Here is a 16,751-nt window from a genome sequence, read left to right as displayed (position 1 = left end):
GCTGTCAGCGAATTCGGTTGATCAAAAAAGGGGAAAGGGGTTACTCTGGCGGTGAAAAAGGTCATCTACAGCAAGCATGTGCTCAAGGCCTTCAACCAAATGCCCGCGGATGACGTTCGACGTATCCGATCCAAGTTCCTGCAATACGTTTCAGACCCTGCCTCCATGGCCAATAACGTCAAACGCTTGCAGGGGTTGGAGTACTACCGTCTCAGGGTTGGAGATTGGCGCGCAATCTTTCGAGAGGACGGCCTGGTCGTCGATGTTATCAAGGTGGCGCGGCGCGACACCGTCTATAAGGGGATACCCGAATGAATTCCGTCGTTTCCTTCAAAACCCCGAATGGTGAGGAAATGGTGATCCTGAGTCGCGGCGACTATGACGCGCTGCTCCGGCTGGCTGAACTGGCCGAGGATTTGGAGGATTTGGCAGCGGTCGAAGCCTACAAGCAGCGAGTTGCGGCAGGGGAGGAAGAAGGCATCCCATCGGAATTTGTGGATCGACTGATCGATGGCGAAAGCCCCATTCGTGTTTGGCGCGACTTTCGCGGATTGAGCAGCAAGGAACTGGCCAAAGCTGCGGGCATCAGCACGGCCTATCTTTCCGAGATCGAGACCGGGAAGAAGGAAGGCAGCATTTCGGTTTTCAGGAGCATTGCCAAGACGCTTCGCGTCGATCTCGACGACCTCTTCTGGGGCGAAGACAGCAAACGGCCGGTAAACGAATGATCTACGACGCATGAAACGCCTCCTCGAAGCCGAATTGATTTATGGCCGGTTGTTGCCGGTCGATGAGCCGCATCTGGTCGAGCGCTATAACAAGGCGCTGGACGGGTTTGGTATGCGGCGCACGGCGCTCACCAGCTTTCGCATCGATATGACCGGCTTTTCGCCGGAAATCGCGGATGAGCTGGGCGATCGGGATTATCTCGATCCGAACCGGGTCAACCGGCGGTTCGTCATCATGACGCCGGAGCAGGTCAATCTGCCGGTAGTGCATACCAGCTTTTCCAACACCGCCGCGCTGATGCACGAGTTTTTCTCGGCCAATGCGCGGGCGATCAATGCGATCACCATCCGTGATGCGCTCTATGGCGAGATCGAGGACTCGGTGTCGGTCGTCAACGACATCGACGACTTGCTTTCGATCAACGAGGTGCGCTTCAAGGTGCTGTCGGCCGAGGACATGCTTGGCAAGGCGGGGGAACTGCGCAGCCTGGTCGACCGGCTGAAGACGGTGCCGAATGCCTGGTCGGACGATGTGATGCTCAACCGCATGGTAGAGCTTGCCAAGCAGACCGGCGACATCCGCCAGAATGCATTGGTGCCGGACCAACTGGTTTTCCGGCACGAGGCCTACTGGGCAAACCATTTCGGCGGCGTCTATGTCTTCCTCGACGACAAGACGACGACGGTGATCTGCGATCCGACCGTGCCCGGTTTCCGGCGCTCGCGGCCGTGGCAGGTGAGCTATATCGCGCTCGACGATCACAAGCGCATCTTCGAATTCCTCGCCTCGACCAAGCGGCTCGAGCTGCCGCGCGCCTCCTGGGTGGAGCAGTCCGGCCTGTTCCAGCACCGTGCGGAGATGACCATCCTCAACCTCGTCAACCAGGGCGACCCGACAACGGACCTCGAGAAGGCGGACCGCATCTGGCTGCAGACATGGATGCATCGCAACGCCGCGCTTGTAGCGCGCGACGGTACCTATCCTTTCCTGCAGGAGGCGATCCGCACGGTCGCCGCCACGGGCGAGATCAAGATCAACGAGGCAGCGCCGGAGCGGCGCTTCCAGCTCGTGCGCGCCGCCCCTGACCACCCGGACCAGTGGCTGGTCAACCGGCTGATTTCGCAGGTGGTTCCCTATGACTTCGTTTCCCGCTTCGTCTTCGACAAGCAAGGTTTCTACGCGGCGTACGAGCAATACAGCGAAAAGTTCCGCGCCTATGTTGTTGCGACGTTGACGCGGACCTATCTGCAAGACAAGGCTGGCTTCCGCCGCAAACTTTACGGCATCAGAGAGGACGACACCAATGCTTGACCCGATCGTCGCGTTTTTCCAACGCATCTTCGCGGCCATTGGCCGAGGCATCGGTCTGGTGATCGCCTGGATTCTGTGGCCGTTCATCACGGTGGCGAACTGGTATCGCGCGCGCAGCTGGATCATCAAGGGGCCGATCGGTATCGGGCTTCTCGTCCTCTTCGGGCTTTACGCCTATTTCATCTGGCAGACCCAGATGTGGACCGGTTTCGACCCGGATTATGCGAACCGCTACAATCTCGCCCAGCGCAAGCAGGAAACAGCCTCTACCGAAACTGCGACGACCACGACAACGCCCGCGACGGGCGAAGTCGTGGAGCCGGAGCCGAAAACCTGCGTTCGCTCGGCGATCGTCGATGTCACGGCGGATCTGATCAACTTCAACGTCAACCAGAATGCCTGGATTTCGTCGATGCTGCTCTACAAGCTCGGGCTGTTCGGGCTGGATTGGGACAGCACGCCGTGGTTCGACAACAAGGCCTCATTCCAGCGCGGCGTCAACCAGGCGATCCGGCGCACCTCCGTGGAGCTCGTCGATTCGCTCGGCCGCGTGCGCGGCACGTCCGGTATCAATGCGGATCTCCAGCGTGCCCGCGGCAATATCCAGTTCGATGAGGAAACCTGGTATTTCGGCTCGGATTCGCTGCTGCCGAAGACGCCGACGCCGAACTATTATCGCACGGCGATGGTGGACCTGCGCAAGTTCAACACCTCGCTCGAGTCCTGCGACGCGATCTTCGATAGCCGCTCGGACAACCTGATCGAGTTCCTCGACCGTATCGCCAACGATATCGGCTCCACCTCGGCGATCATCCGCGAGCGCTCGGAGTTCCACAATGGCGGCTGGTTCGACACGCGGGCAGACGATCGCTTCTGGTTCGCCTACGGCCAGCTCTACGGCTACTATGGCATTCTGTCGGCGGCTGGCGTGGATTTCGATGCGGTGATCAAGGCGCGCGGCATCGAGCCGCTCTGGGTTGAGACCATCAAGCAGCTCCGGTCTGCGTTGAACATCCAGCCGGCCATCATCTCGAACGGTCGTGAGGACGGCTGGATCATGCCGACACATCTGGCCACGATGGGCTTCTATATCCTGCGCGTGCGCTCGAACCTCGTGGAGATGCGCGACGTGCTGGCGCGGTAATTCAGGAAAGGCTTTTAAACCGGCGCGCGTATACAAAACGCGCGCCGGCTTCGTTTTGGACGCAAATTTGTATCCGCATGTCGTTTTTGATCTAGCAGGCGGCAAATTCCAGCGTGGCGCGGCGTCCGGCTTCACGCTGAAATGGCGTGCCAACACATAAGGCAAAGCACCGTATCCGGGAGAGGAGACCCGGCACGGTAGCGATGCCAAAAGGGAGCGACACTGTATGGCCGACGTGAAATCCGATATCGAAATTGCCCGCGCAGCAAAGAAGAAACCGATCCTGGAGATCGGCGCAAAGCTCGGCATTCCCGCCGAACATCTGCTGCCCTACGGCCATGACAAGGCGAAGATCAGCGCCGAGTTCATTGCCGAGCAGAAGGGCAAGAAGAACGGCAAGCTGATCCTCGTCACGGCGATCAATCCGACGCCGGCCGGCGAGGGCAAGACGACGACGACCGTCGGGCTCGGCGATGGCCTGAACCGGATTGGCAAGAAGGCGGTGACGTGCATCCGAGAAGCCTCGCTTGGGCCGTGCTTCGGCGTGAAGGGCGGGGCGGCCGGCGGCGGTTATGCGCAGGTCGTGCCGATGGAGGACATGAACCTCCACTTCACCGGCGATTTCCACGCCATCACCTCGGCACACAACCTGCTGTCGGCGCTGATCGACAACCACATCTACTGGGGCAACGAGCAGAATATCGACATCCGGCGCATCGCCTGGCGGCGCGTGATGGACATGAACGACCGGGCGCTGCGCCATATCGTCGGTTCGCTCGGCGGTGTCGCCAACGGTTATCCGCGCGAGACGGGCTTCGACATTACCGTGGCCTCCGAGGTCATGGCGATCCTCTGTCTTTCGATGGACCTCAAGGACCTCGAAAAGCGCCTGGGCAACATCATCATCGGCTATCGCCGCGACAAGTCGCCGGTCTTTGCCCGCGACATCAAGGCGGACGGCGCGATGACGGTTCTGTTGAAGGACGCCATGCAGCCGAACCTCGTGCAGACGCTGGAGAACAACCCGGCCTTCGTGCATGGCGGGCCGTTTGCCAACATTGCGCATGGCTGCAACTCGGTGGTCGCCACCACCACGGCGCTGAAACTCGCCGATTACGTGGTGACGGAAGCCGGTTTCGGGGCCGATCTCGGGGCGGAGAAGTTCTTCGACATCAAATGCCGCAAGGCCGGGCTGAAGCCGGATGCGGCGGTCATCGTCGCCACGGTGCGCGCCATGAAGATGAATGGCGGCATCAAGAAGGACGAGCTCGGCAAGGAGAACATCGACGCCGTGAGGAAGGGTTGCGCGAATCTCGGCCGGCATGTGCAGAACGTCAAGAAATTCGGCGTGCCCGTCGTTGTCGCCATCAACCATTTCATCTCGGATACCGACGCGGAAATCCAGGCGGTGAAGGACTATGTCGCGACGCTTGGCGCCGAGGCCATTCTTTGCAGGCATTGGGCTCAGGGTTCGGCCGGCATCGAGGAACTGGCGCACAAGATCGTCGAACTCGCCGAATCCGGCCTGTCGCAGTTTTCGCCGCTCTATCCGGACGAAATGCCGCTGTTCCAGAAGATCGAGACGATCGCCAAGGACATCTACCATGCCGGCGAGGTCATCGCCGACAAGTCGGTGCGCGACCAATTGCGCGTCTGGGAAGAGCAGGGCTACGGCAACCTGCCGGTCTGCATGGCCAAGACGCAATATTCCTTCTCGACCGACCCGAACCTGCGCGGCGCGCCGTCCGGCCATACCGTGCCCGTGCGCGAGGTCAGGCTTTCGGCGGGTGCCGGCTTCGTCGTTGTCATCACCGGCGAGATCATGACCATGCCGGGCTTGCCGAAGGTGCCGTCGTCGGAGAAGATTTTCCTGAACGAGCAGGGCTATATCGAGGGACTGTTCTGAGAACGTAAAAAGGGGCGCTTCGGCGCCCCTTATCGTTTGGCTTACGTACGGCCGAGGAAATCCAGCTTGCCGACGGGAACGCCGTTGTGGCGCAGGATCGCGTAGGCGGTCGTCAGGTGGAAGTAGAAGTTGGGCAGTGCGAAGGTCAGGAGATAGTCCTTGCCCGTGAAGTGGACTTCCTGCCCGCGCGTCTTCAGCACGACGGCGCGCTCCGCAGCGCCCTCATAGGCGGTCTCCGGTACGGAGGCGAGGTAGGTGGTCGTCTTGTCGATGCGGGCGCGCAAGTCGGCAAGCGTCGTTTCGTCATCCGGGAAGCTCGGGGCCTCCGTGCCGGTGAGGCGGGAGGCGGCGCCCTTGGCGGTGTCGCTCAGACGCTGGATCTGGCCGGCGAGCGAGAGCATGTCGGGCGACAGGCGTGCGTTCACCAGAATTTCCGGCTTGATCTTCTTTTCCTCTGCAAAGGCCTCGGCTTTGTCGAGCAGTTTTGACAAAACGGCGAAGCCACGCTGGAAGGTGGGAATCGAGAGTTCGTAGGGGGAGATCGACATGGTGGGGGACCTTTGGACTGAATGATTGGGCCGCAACGGGCCGCCCTACAGATAGGTGCCGCCGGACCACCTTTTGAGGCGTGGTTTGAAATAAACGGGGTCTACCAGCAATAGCGGTAGCCGCCACGTCGTTCCTTGACGTCGAGATGCAGATGGTTCTGATGCGCCGCGTCGCTGCCGGGATCGAGCACGGTGGTGAAATAGAGGCAGGCGCTTTCAGTGATGGCGCGCTGGAAGGCGCCTTCGAGGCTTGAATCCTTGTCCGCCGGGCGGACGGTGATCGTCTTGCCGCTCTTCAGCGAGAAGCCGGCAATGTCGATGGCATTCCCAAAGGCGTGCTCGGAAATCCTGCCTTCCTCGGCGCCGTTGCGGTTCTTGCAGACATAGGCAGAGGCCTGCGCGACACCGGTGATCGCCTCGCCCGGCATGGCGGCCTCAAGCGAGGGTTTCACCGCGCCTTCCATCCAGCGCGCAAGCTGCAGCGCTGTATCGCAGCGGATGGTCGCTTGCGGCTCGAGCTTAATATCGCCTGCCAGCCCCTTGAGCAGGACCGGCCTGTCGATGCCGCAGGCCTTGCCGTCATTGACGGCGGCGGCTTCCTCGAAGGTTGCGCCGATGGCTTTCAGTTCCGTGCGGCAGGCAGCTTGCTCCTTGCCATCCTCGTGGGGGCGTTCCTTGGCCTTGGCTTCCTCTTCCTTTGCCTTGCGCTCGGCCTCGGCTTTCGCACGTTCAGCAGCGGATTTCGTGGTCTCCTCGGGCGATTTGCCGGCGTCCTCCCTGACCTGCTGTTCCGGCCGGGCGCCGGGAAAAGGGCCTTCTTTCGGAAGGTCGGCGGCACCCGCCAGAACGAGCATGGCGGCAAAGGGGGCTATGCGGCGGATCGTGGGGATGGGTTCGTCTCCCGACTGACAAAATCATAGAGGAAACGCGGGGGAACGAATTTGGTTGCCGACGCGGTCTTAGATGCCGGCACCGCCGGTGATTTCCATGTCCGGCGGGCGTGGGGCGGTCGGGGGCACGGTGAGCGTGCGCACGCGCGCGATGAGATGGACGTTGTCACCGGCATCATTGTTTTCAATGATGTCGAGAAAGAAGCCGACCATCGTGCGTGTCTCTTCGGCATTTCTTGGCACGTGCCGGTATATGGCGTTGAAAACACTCGCGATCCGGCCGTCCAGTGCTTTGAATTCCGGGGTTTCGTGCTGTTCGAGCTTCTCCGCGATCCGAAGTTGTATTTCGCGGAACTCTTCCACCATGACGTCGACCATGGGTATTTTTGCCTTGATATCACTGGTTTCCAAGGCGTGCCATTAGCACATGCTCAATAATGGGGCAAATGTCCAGGCATGGCGAAAATTCGCGATCTTGACAGAATGTTTCGCCGCCCTACCGCTTGACGGGGCAAGAAAGCTGAAGGCCGGTACAATTGCGCAACATTCGGAAAGCCGTGCCGTCGGTCTTGCGTAGGCGCGCACTTCACGCTAACACTCCGTTCCATGAAAAAGATGATCAACATTGCCGGCTGGTGGTGGGTTCGCTGAGGCGGCCTTGACCAGTCATGCGTGATTGAGACGACAAGCCGCCCGGAACCTTCGAGGCGGCTTTTTTGTGTTTGGCCGCCTTGTGGAGACCGGGCCTGAAACGGAGTTGGGGAATGGCCACGAGAATTCTGGAAGACGGCGGCGAAGCCTATGAGACGAGGGGCGGGGTAACCGTCACGCGCCGCCGCCGCGCAGCTGACTATGCAAACGCGATTTCCGCCTATGTCGACAAGCTCGATGAACGCCGCGGCGCGGTCTTCTCGTCGAACTATGAGTATCCGGGCCGCTATACCCGCTGGGATACCGCGGTCGTCGATCCGCCGCTCGGCATCTCCTCCTTCGGCCGCTCTGTCTGGATCGAGGCCTACAACGCGCGCGGCGAGATACTGCTGTCCCTCATCGCCGACCGTCTGGCCGCCGTGCCGGAACTGGCGCTGGGCGCCCGCACCGCCCATCGCCTCGATCTCGACGTGAAGCTGCCGGACCGGGTGTTCACCGAGGAAGAGCGCTCGAAGATGCCGACGGTCTTTACGGTATTGCGCGCGATTACCGATCTCTTCCATTCGGATCAGGACGCCAGCCTCGGCCTCTATGGCGCCTTCGGCTACGACCTTGCCTTCCAGTTCGACGCGATCGACCTGAAGCTCACGCGGCCGGACGACCAGCGCGACATGGTGCTGTTCCTGCCGGATGAAATCCTCGTCGTCGACCACTATGCCGCCAAGGCCTGGATCGACCGCTACGATTTCGCCAAGGACAGGCTTTCGACCGAAGGCAAGGGCGAGGCGATTGCTCCCGAACCCTTCGAGACCGTCGATGTCATCCCGCCGCATGGCGATCACCGTCCGGGCGAATATGCCGAACTCGTCGTCAAGGCGAAGGAAAGCTTTCGTCGTGGCGACCTCTTCGAGGTGGTGCCCGGTCAGAAATTCTTCGAGCGCTGCGAAAGCAAGCCTTCGGAAATCTCGCGCCGCCTGAAAGCGATCAACCCGTCGCCCTATTCGTTCTTCATCAATCTCGGCAACCAGGAATATCTCGTCGGCGCCTCGCCGGAAATGTTCGTGCGCGTGTCGGGCCGCCGTATCGAGACGTGCCCGATCTCGGGCACGATCAAGCGCGGCGAGGATCCGATTGCCGACTCGGAACAGATCCTGAAGCTGCTCAATTCGAAAAAGGACGAATCCGAACTCACCATGTGCTCGGACGTCGACCGCAACGACAAGAGCCGCGTCTGCGAACCGGGTTCGGTCAAGGTCATCGGCCGCCGGCAGATCGAGATGTATTCGCGCCTCATCCACACGGTCGACCACATCGAAGGACGCCTGCGTGACGACATGGACGCCTTTGACGGCTTCCTGTCGCATGCCTGGGCCGTCACCGTCACCGGCGCTCCGAAGCTTTGGGCGATGCGCTTCATCGAGGCGCATGAGAAGAGCCCGCGCGCATGGTATGGTGGGGCGATCGGCATGGTCGGCTTCAACGGCGACATGAACACGGGGCTTACGCTGCGCACCATCCGCATCAAGGACGGTATCGCAGAAGTCCGTGCCGGCGCGACACTGCTCTACGATTCGAACCCCGAAGAAGAAGAAGCCGAAACCGAACTGAAGGCATCCGCCATGATTGCAGCCATTCGTGACGCGAAGTCCGGCAACGCCGCCAAGGTGCAGCGCGATGTCGCGGCGGTGGGGGCAGGGGTGAACATCCTGCTCGTCGACCACGAGGACAGTTTCGTCCACACGCTCGCCAACTACTTCCGCCAGACGGGCGCGAACGTCACGACCGTGCGCACGCCAGTGCCGGAAGAGGTGTTCGACCGCATCAAGCCGGATCTCGTCGTGCTGTCGCCCGGTCCGGGCACACCGAAGGATTTCGACTGCAAGGCGACGATCAAGAAGGCGCGGGCCCGCAACCTGCCGATCTTCGGCGTCTGCCTGGGGCTCCAGGCGCTGGCCGAGGCCTATGGTGGCGACCTGCGCCAGCTCGCCGTCCCCATGCACGGCAAGCCCTCGCGCATTCGCGTGCTGGAACCCGGCATCGTTTTCTCCGGTCTTGGCCGCGAGGTGACGGTCGGTCGCTATCATTCGATCTTTGCCGATCCCTCGACCCTGCCGCGTGATTTCATCATTACGGCGGAAAGCGAGGATGGCACGATCATGGGCATCGAGCATGCCAGCGAGCCGGTGGCTGCGGTGCAGTTCCATCCGGAATCGATCATGACCCTCGGCCAGGATGCCGGCATGCGCATGATCGAGAACGTGGTGGCGCACCTTGCCAAGAAAGCCAAGGTAAAAGCCGCCTGAGGCTTTGACAAAGCGGCCGAACTGGCCGATAGGAACCGCAGAGAAAAACCGCGTGCACGTCCCCCGTGCGCGCGGTTTTGCGTTGATGGGCCAGGTTTTTGCAACTCGGTTGCATGCGCATGGAGAGCGGTATGGAAAATTCGGACAGCAAGACGGTCAAGCGCCTCGCCTTGTGGGGCATCCCGCTGTCGCTGGGCGTGATGGGCCTCAAGCTCGTCGCCTGGTGGGTGACGGGATCGGTGGCGCTGCTATCGGACGGCATGGAATCGAGCGTCAACGTGGTTGCCGCCATCGTCGCCTTTGCGGCGATCAGCTATGCGGCAAAACCCGCCGACAAGACGCATCCCTTCGGCCACCACAAGGCGGAGTATCTGTCGGCGGTTATCGAGGGCGTGCTGATCGTCGTCGCGGCGCTGCTGATCGTCAAGGAGGCGGTACCGGCGGTGCTGGCGCCGACGCCAATCGAAGCGCCGGTGCTCGGTTTGGCGATCAACTTCCTCGCGGGTGTGATCAATGCGATCTGGGCCTTCGTGCTCATCCGCGCCGGACGGCGTTACCGCTCGCCCGCGCTTTCGGCCGACGGCCAGCATATTCTTTCCGACGTTGTCACCTCCATCGGCGTGCTTGTCGGCCTCGTGCTGGCGATTGTGACCGGTTATGCGGTGCTCGATCCGCTACTCGCCGTGCTCGTTGCACTCAACATTCTCTATCAGGGCTGGAAGGTCATTGCGCATTCTGTCGATGGGCTGATGGACCACGCGGTGGAGCCGGGGGAGGCGGATGCCATTCAGGCTGCGATCGCCGCCCATGGCACAGGCTCGCTTGGGGTTCATGACCTCAAGACGCGAAGGGCCGGGTCGGCGACTTTCGTCGACTTCCACCTGGTCGTGCCGGCATCCATGCCGGTCGGGCAGGCGCATGACATCTGCGACCGGCTTGAGGATGCGATCCGCACCGTGCAGCCCGGCGCGCAGATCGCCATCCATGTTGAGCCCGAGACGGAAAAGGCGCATGGCATCCGGGTCAAGATCGAGGAGGCGTGACGATGAGCAAGACTGACGTATCGGGACTGTCGCAACTGGGGCAGGCGGTCGATCTGCCCGTCAACCCGGAAACCGCCGTGCTGGAAAAGGTGCCGAGCAATCATGCGGGCACGGATTTCGTCGTGCGCTTCACGGCGCCGGAATTCACCTCGCTGTGCCCGATGACCGGCCAACCGGATTTCGCGCATATCGTCATCGACTACATTCCGGATGGATGGCTGGTCGAATCGAAGTCGCTGAAGCTTTACCTGCATTCCTTCCGCAACCACGGCGCCTTCCACGAGGATTGCACCATCGACATTGCCAAGCGGCTGGTCGATCTGTTGCAGCCGAAATGGCTGCGGATCGGCGCTTACTGGTATCCGCGCGGCGGCATTCCGATCGACGTGTTCTGGCAAACGGGCGAAGCGCCACAAGGCGTGTGGATTCCGGACCAGGGCGTGCAGCCCTATCGCGGTCGCGGATAAAAGGCGGCGGGTTTGACCGCCGCCTTGGTGGTCTCAGCCGAAAGCGAGGACCAGGCCGGTAAGCGCGGTCAGACCGCCGATGATGCGCGCCGCGAGCGCGCCACCGGAAAGCCGGGCAATGCCAAGCCCAAGGCCGATGCCGGCACCATGCAGCAGCGCCGTCGCAACGACGAAGCCGATGCCGAACTGCCAGGCGCCGGCCGCGCCGAGTTCGCCGCCATGCGCATGGCCGTGGAAGAGGGCGAAGACGGCGACGATTGCGGCCGACATGACGGTGTCCAGCTTCACCGCCATGGCGACGAGCAGGCCGAGCGCCACGACCGAGGCGAGGATCGCCGGTTCGACGAAGGGCAGGGCTATGCCCGCAAGCGCCAGGCCGAAACCGACGGCCATGGTGGTGACGAAGGCAGCCGGCACGGCCCACAGCGCCCTGCCACCGATCTGCGCCGCCCACAGGCCGACGGCGATCATCACCAGAATATGATCGAGGCCGAACAGCGGATGCGAGAAGCCGGCCATGAAGGAGCCGTGCTCTTCCGGATTGAGATGGGCGAAGGCCGGCGCCGTCGTGGCGGCAAGTGCAGCGAGTGCCAGCGTCATGCGTCTGATCATGGGGTCCCCTGTTCCGCTGGCTCCGGGAGCGAACCAGCGTATTTCGTCAATGAGAACCGCATCCTACGAATGGGACTGCGGCCAAGTCCATACGCAAATTGCGTATGGACAGGCTCCGGTTCCGTGCGGCAGTGAGCGCATTTACCCTGTTTTCCAGTGTCGCCGACAGGCTCTATCGCCCCTTATCGGTTTTGTTGCATTGTCTTGGCCAGTGAGTCGCATTATCTGACAGCGACAGGACTATTCTGACGAGCAATCGGAGACTTTGGATGAGCGACGAGGACGACAAGAAGACGGAACTGCCCCTGGGCAAGGAAACGGAGGCGAATCTATTCAAGTCGCGTTCGATCTTCATCTACGGGCCGATCAATCAGGAACTGGCGCAGAAGGTCTGCTCGCAGCTCGTGGCGCTTGCCGCCGCCGGCGACGAAGATATTCGCATCTACGTCAATTCGCCGGGCGGCCATGTCGAATCGGGCGATTCGATCCATGACATGATCAAGTTCATCAAGCCGAAGGTCTGGATGATCGGCACGGGCTGGGTCGCCTCCGCCGGTGCGCTGATCTATGTCGCCGCTCCCAAGGAGCGCCGCATTTGCCTGCCGAACACCCGCTTCCTGCTGCATCAACCGTCGGGCGGCACCCGCGGCATGGCATCGGACATCGAGATCCAGGCGCGTGAAATCATCAAGATGAACGAGCGCCTGAACCGGATCTTCTCCGAAGCGACCGGCCAGCCGATCGAAAAGATCGCCAAGGACACCGACCGCGACTATTGGCTTTCCGCCGAAGAGGCCAAGGGCTACGGCCTCGTCTCTCGCATCGTTAGCTCGCAGAGCGATATCTGAGGCTTTTAGTCTTTTTGAACAGGATGAAGCCCTCCCATTGCGGAGGGCTTTTTCTTTGGTGCTTGCGCTTTCGCCATCCCGCCGGTATAGACGGCCCTATGTTGAAGACCAGCGCACAGATCATTGAACGAGTTTCCCGCGGCAGCGAAGCTGTTCGCGAGCGTTCGCGCGGCTTCTCCTCGCTTCTTCTTCTCGGCCTTACGCGCGGTTGCCGGGTTCGTTGAGGAGCGCCCGGCGGCCGACAAAGCCCGCCCGGCAATAGCTCCTCGTTTCACCCTACGCATTAATTCCGGTTTGGCCGCCCACGGCCAGCATTCGCCGTCGCAAAATGCGCCTGCTTGCGCTAAGACGCTTTCGCGAATGCCGGGACGACGAAGAGACGAAAACGATGATTTTGAAGACCCACACTCCCAAGCAGGGCATGCCCGACGCGGCCGTCAAGTATCAGGCCTACCCGACGATCAACATTCCCGACCGCACCTGGCCGGGCAAGACGATCACCGAAGCACCGATCTGGTGTTCGGTGGACCTGCGCGACGGCAACCAGTCGCTGATCAACCCGATGGGCCACGACCGCAAGGCCCGCATGTTCCAGCTGTTGCTCGACATGGGTTTCAAGGAAATCGAGATCGGTTTCCCCTCCGCATCGCAGACCGACTTCGACTTCGCGCGCTGGTGCGTGGAAGAGGGCAACGTGCCGCGGGACGTCTCCTTGCAGGTTCTGGTGCAGTGCCGCCCGGAGCTGATCACCCGTACCTTCGAGGCGCTGGAAGGCGCGCATAACCCGATCATCCACTTCTACAATTCGACCAGCGAATTGCAGCGTCGCGTGGTGTTTGCCAAGGACGTTCACGGTATCAAGCAGATCGCCACCGATGCGGCCAAGATGATCACCGACATGGCCGCCAAGGCCGGCGGTGGCTATCGCTTCGAATATTCGCCGGAGAGCTTTACGGGCACCGAACTGGAAGTGGCGCTGGAAATCTGCAACGCGGTCGTCGAGATCGTGAAGCCGACCGCGGACAACAAGCTGATCCTCAACCTGCCCTCGACGGTCGAGATGGCGACGCCGAACATCTATGCCGACCAGATCGAGTGGATGTGCCGCAACATCGACAACCGCGAGAATGTCATCATCTCGCTGCATCCCCACAACGACCGCGGCACCGGCATCGCCGCGACGGAACTGGCCCTGATGGCCGGCGCCGACCGTGTCGAAGGTACGCTGTTCGGCAATGGCGAGCGCACCGGCAATGTCGACGTCGTGACGTTGGCGCTCAACATGTATACGCAGGGCATCGATCCCAAGCTGGACTGCTCGGATATCGAGCGCGTCAAGGCGGTCTACGAGTACTCCAACGAGATGGCCATTCCGGAGCGCCATCCCTATGTCGGCGAACTGGTCTATACGGCCTTCTCCGGCTCGCACCAGGATGCGATCAACAAGGGCATGAAGGCCATCAAGAAGGCCAACAAGCCGTTGTGGGAGGTGCCATACCTGCCGATCGACCCGCAGGATGTCGGCCGCTCCTACGAGGCGATCATCCGCATCAACTCGCAGTCCGGCAAGGGCGGCATCGCCTACATCCTGCAGGAAGACTACGGCATCAACCTGCCGCGCAACCTGCAGGTCGAGTTCCGCGAAGAAATCCAGCGCATCACCGACGAGGAGGGCGTGGAGCTGCCCTCGAAGCGCATCCATGAGAGCTTCATGGAGCGCTACGTGACGCAGCCGGGCACGCGGCTGCGCTTCGTCGATCACCACACCTATCCCGACGATGCCGGTCAGAAGGGCACGCGCATCGTTGCCGCGGAAGTCACCGACGGCGGCGAGACCAAGCGTATCGAGGGCAAGGGTACCGGCCCGATCGACGGCTTCATCAACGCGCTGTCGATCTATCTCGGCATTCCGATGTCTGTTGCGGATTATTCCGAGCATTCGCTCCAGCACGGTTCCAACGCGGCCGCCATTGCCTATGTCGAGGTCGAGCATCCGGGCGGAAAGATCTTCGGCGTCGGCATCAACACGAACATCGTGACGGCCTCGCTCGAAGCGATCGTTTCTGCCGCCAATCGGGTGCTGGCCGCTCGCGGCTGATCGAGCACCGACTGAATGAAAAAGCCCGGCAATAATATTGCCGGGCTTTTTTGTTTTAGGGCGTGTCGGACTGGCGAAGGTTGGTTCGTCTTCTACACATTGAAGCGAAACCACAGTCGAAAGGATCACGTCATGGAAAAGAACACCATCTGCGTTTGGTACGACAAGGACGCCGAGGCCGCTGCCCGCTTTTACGCGGAAACCTTTCCCGACAGTTCCGTCGGTGCCGTCATCCGTACCCCCGGCGACTATCCGGATGGCGAGCAGGGAGATGTCCTGGTCGTTGAATTCACCGTTGCAGGCATTCCATGCATCGGCCTGAATGGCGGCCCTACATTCAAGCAGTCGGAGGCATTTTCCTTCCAGATCTCGACGAAAGATCAGGAGGAAACCGACCGTTACTGGAACGCGATCGTTGGAAACGGCGGGCAGGAAAGTGAGTGCGGCTGGTGCAAGGACAAGTGGGGCGTATCCTGGCAGATCACGCCACGCGTCGCGATGGAAGCACTCAGGGCAGGCGGCAGCGAGGCGAAGCGTGCCTTCGACGCTCTGATGACGATGCAGAAGATCGACGTCGCCGCGATCGAGGCGGCACGGCGCGGCTGAAATCTTTCCGGCGCGAACGGGCGCATGCGTCCGTTCGTCGCCACCCTGCGGGCTAGATGCTTGCGGAAACCGTTTCCGCAATGCGCTCCAGGTTCGGATCTGCCGAAGGCCCGACCACGACGAAGGAGGCGTTGCCCCTCTGCCAGGAGACGAGGCCGATATCGTTGCGCATGCTCTCTGTCAGATCCGTCCTGCCCTCGACCGGGGTACTATTCTGGAGGAAACAGATCGCGAAAATCTCGTTTTCGGCATCGCGGTAGAGCAGTTGCGCGGTCGGCTTGCCGCCGGCAACGAGCAGGCGTGCGCCTTCGAAGGTGAGGTTCTGGGCCGAAAGGTCGGGCAGGGCGAAGGTCACGCCGGTGCTGGCGGAGAGCCATTCGACGATATGGTCCTGTTCGCTTGCCGGCACTTCGACGAGATGGCGCGTCTGGCGCGAATAGATACGGTGATAGTCGGCGATGTCGTCGAGCCAGGTGCGGGCGGCGGCGATCTGGAGCGGTGCTTCCGCGGCACCTTGTTGCTCGGAGACGAGATACCCGGCGGCGCCGCCGGCGATGAAGATCGCGATCGATGCGGCCAGTGCCTTTGGCCAGAACGCCGACGGACGGCGCGGGGTTGCGGCGGCGACCGGAATGGCGGCGAAACCCGATTTGGGCTGTTCGTCCTCGCTCTTGCCGACGTCCTTGATGGTGCGAACGAGATCGAGCGGAATCGGGTCCTGCAGCATCCTGTCGAAGGCGCGCGCGCCGAATTCGCTGCCGAGCTTCAGCTTTTCGAAGACGACGCGCGCGTCGTCATCTTCGGCGAGGATGGCATCGATTTCGTCTACTTCCGTCTGTGGCAGTTGGCCATCCAGATAGGCGGACAATCGAATTTCGAGCGGAAGACCCTGTGTACTCTCCACCATCAGGCCCTCCTTTCGGTCTGTTCAGCGATCATGGCCGCGAGCCTGATGCGGGCCGCCGAAAGCCGGCTCATCACGGTGCCGATCGGTATCCCGAGGATATCCGCCGCCTCCCGGTAGCTGTGGCCTTCAACGTTCACCAGCAGGAAGACGCTCGAAAGCCCCTCCGGCATGGTCATGATCAACTTGTGCAACTGCTTGGCATAGACCGCCTTGTCGGCCGATGCCTCGATGTGCAGGCTGTCCTGCTCGGCAACATCTACAGTGCCGGACCCTGTGCGGACCTTTCGCTTGCGGATTTCGTCCACCCAGAGATTGCGTGTCATGGCATAAACCCAGCTTTCCAGCCGGCCTTCCCCGTTCCAGAGATGGCTTCGCGTGATAGCCCTCTCGCATGCTTCCTGAACGAGGTCGTCCGCATCGCTGCCATTTCGCGTCAGCGTCATCGCAAAACGGCGCAACTTCGGCAGCAAATTGACCAAATCTCGCCGGAACTCATTCGATTCTGCCGTCGGACGCATTGCTTTTCCAAGGAAACGTTCGGGATCAAAACTCTATTCGCTCCCGGGCGGGTAGCGACCGTCTGATATGAAACATTCTTCCTAATGCCTGCAAGCATGAACGGCAACCCGGAGCGCAGTTTCCCGCGTTCCCTCAACGATTGTTCCTGTGTTGGCCGGCATCGTCCCGT

Annotated in this window: 17 protein-coding genes; 11 read left to right on the top strand and 6 right to left on the bottom strand. The window is 61.4% G+C overall.

The window, feature by feature from the left end:
* Positions 1 to 51: 51 nt before the first annotated feature.
* From AC1RT2_RS21660 to AC1RT2_RS21640, 5 genes are all read left to right on the top strand, one after another.
* Entirely contained in the window at positions 52 to 315 is a 264-nt protein-coding gene (locus AC1RT2_RS21660; RefSeq protein ID WP_493105205.1) for a type II toxin-antitoxin system RelE family toxin, read from the top strand.
* Positions 312 to 728 (top strand): helix-turn-helix domain-containing protein, encoded by a 417-nt coding sequence (locus AC1RT2_RS21655; RefSeq protein WP_493105203.1) that lies wholly within the window; start codon positions 312 to 314, stop codon positions 726 to 728. The genes AC1RT2_RS21660 and AC1RT2_RS21655 overlap by 4 nt, the downstream gene beginning before the upstream one ends.
* A gap of 10 nt (positions 729 to 738) precedes the next feature.
* A complete protein-coding gene (locus tag AC1RT2_RS21650) occupies positions 739 to 2,040 on the top strand; it encodes a DUF6638 family protein (protein ID WP_493105201.1) in 1,302 nt (433 codons plus the stop codon).
* Positions 2,033 to 3,184: a DUF2333 family protein gene (locus tag AC1RT2_RS21645; RefSeq protein WP_493105199.1), complete on the top strand. Its 1,152-nt coding sequence runs from the start codon at positions 2,033 to 2,035 to the stop codon at positions 3,182 to 3,184. The genes AC1RT2_RS21650 and AC1RT2_RS21645 overlap by 8 nt, the downstream gene beginning before the upstream one ends.
* A gap of 226 nt (positions 3,185 to 3,410) precedes the next feature.
* On the top strand, positions 3,411 to 5,090 hold the full coding sequence (locus tag AC1RT2_RS21640) for a formate--tetrahydrofolate ligase (RefSeq protein ID WP_444796785.1): 1,680 nt from the start codon (positions 3,411 to 3,413) through the stop codon (positions 5,088 to 5,090).
* Between the two features lie 41 nt (positions 5,091 to 5,131).
* Here AC1RT2_RS21640 and AC1RT2_RS21635 read toward each other — a convergent pair whose 3' ends face one another.
* The 3 genes from AC1RT2_RS21635 to AC1RT2_RS21625 form a co-directional block, all read right to left on the bottom strand.
* The gene (locus tag AC1RT2_RS21635; RefSeq protein ID WP_493105196.1) at positions 5,132 to 5,638 is read right to left on the bottom strand and encodes a DUF1993 domain-containing protein; all 507 of its coding nucleotides are present in this window, start codon (positions 5,636 to 5,638) and stop codon (positions 5,132 to 5,134) included.
* A gap of 101 nt (positions 5,639 to 5,739) precedes the next feature.
* Positions 5,740 to 6,492 carry an extensin-like domain-containing protein gene (locus AC1RT2_RS21630; RefSeq protein ID WP_493105194.1) on the bottom strand — a complete coding sequence of 251 codons (753 nt, stop codon included), beginning with the start codon at positions 6,490 to 6,492 and terminating at the stop codon, positions 5,740 to 5,742.
* A 105-nt stretch (positions 6,493 to 6,597) separates the two neighbouring features.
* The gene (locus AC1RT2_RS21625) at positions 6,598 to 6,906 is read right to left on the bottom strand and encodes a hypothetical protein (RefSeq protein ID WP_493105191.1); all 309 of its coding nucleotides are present in this window, start codon (positions 6,904 to 6,906) and stop codon (positions 6,598 to 6,600) included.
* A gap of 386 nt (positions 6,907 to 7,292) precedes the next feature.
* On the opposite strand from AC1RT2_RS21625, the gene AC1RT2_RS21620 reads away from it, so the two are divergent.
* The 3 genes from AC1RT2_RS21620 (at position 7,293) to queF (ending at position 10,992) form a co-directional block, all read left to right on the top strand.
* Positions 7,293 to 9,482, top strand: a complete 2,190-nt coding sequence (locus AC1RT2_RS21620) for an anthranilate synthase (RefSeq protein WP_493105189.1) — start codon at positions 7,293 to 7,295, stop codon at positions 9,480 to 9,482.
* Positions 9,483 to 9,613: 131 nt separating this feature from the next.
* Positions 9,614 to 10,525: a cation diffusion facilitator family transporter gene (locus AC1RT2_RS21615; protein WP_069058039.1), complete on the top strand. Its 912-nt coding sequence runs from the start codon at positions 9,614 to 9,616 to the stop codon at positions 10,523 to 10,525.
* Positions 10,526 to 10,527: 2 nt separating this feature from the next.
* Entirely contained in the window at positions 10,528 to 10,992 is a 465-nt protein-coding gene (gene queF, locus AC1RT2_RS21610; RefSeq protein WP_069058040.1) for a preQ(1) synthase, read from the top strand.
* Positions 10,993 to 11,025: 33 nt separating this feature from the next.
* Here the strand turns inward: queF and AC1RT2_RS21605 are convergent, their stop codons facing one another.
* Positions 11,026 to 11,604: a HupE/UreJ family protein gene (locus tag AC1RT2_RS21605; protein ID WP_493105186.1), complete on the bottom strand. Its 579-nt coding sequence runs from the start codon at positions 11,602 to 11,604 to the stop codon at positions 11,026 to 11,028.
* A 269-nt stretch (positions 11,605 to 11,873) separates the two neighbouring features.
* Between AC1RT2_RS21605 and AC1RT2_RS21600 the strand changes: the two genes are divergently transcribed.
* From AC1RT2_RS21600 to AC1RT2_RS21590, 3 genes are all read left to right on the top strand, one after another.
* Entirely contained in the window at positions 11,874 to 12,452 is a 579-nt protein-coding gene (locus tag AC1RT2_RS21600) for an ATP-dependent Clp protease proteolytic subunit (protein ID WP_069058042.1), read from the top strand.
* A 388-nt stretch (positions 12,453 to 12,840) separates the two neighbouring features.
* A complete protein-coding gene (gene leuA / locus AC1RT2_RS21595) occupies positions 12,841 to 14,550 on the top strand; it encodes a 2-isopropylmalate synthase (protein WP_069061302.1) in 1,710 nt (569 codons plus the stop codon).
* Between the two features lie 132 nt (positions 14,551 to 14,682).
* Entirely contained in the window at positions 14,683 to 15,156 is a 474-nt protein-coding gene (locus AC1RT2_RS21590; RefSeq protein ID WP_493105184.1) for a VOC family protein, read from the top strand.
* A gap of 52 nt (positions 15,157 to 15,208) precedes the next feature.
* On the opposite strand, the gene AC1RT2_RS21585 is transcribed toward AC1RT2_RS21590, so the two are convergent.
* Both AC1RT2_RS21585 and AC1RT2_RS21580 read right to left on the bottom strand, forming a co-directional pair.
* The gene (locus tag AC1RT2_RS21585) at positions 15,209 to 16,063 is read right to left on the bottom strand and encodes an anti-sigma factor family protein (RefSeq protein WP_493105182.1); all 855 of its coding nucleotides are present in this window, start codon (positions 16,061 to 16,063) and stop codon (positions 15,209 to 15,211) included.
* On the bottom strand, positions 16,063 to 16,581 hold the full coding sequence (locus AC1RT2_RS21580; RefSeq protein WP_444796796.1) for an RNA polymerase sigma factor: 519 nt from the start codon (positions 16,579 to 16,581) through the stop codon (positions 16,063 to 16,065). The genes AC1RT2_RS21585 and AC1RT2_RS21580 overlap by 1 nt, the downstream gene beginning before the upstream one ends.
* Positions 16,582 to 16,751 lie beyond the last annotated feature (170 nt).

The sequence above is a fragment of the Shinella sp. GW821-FHT11G07 genome, assembly GCF_058808115.1.
Note: the sequence above shows the minus strand (reverse complement) of the source record. Positions and strands in the feature narration are given on the sequence as shown.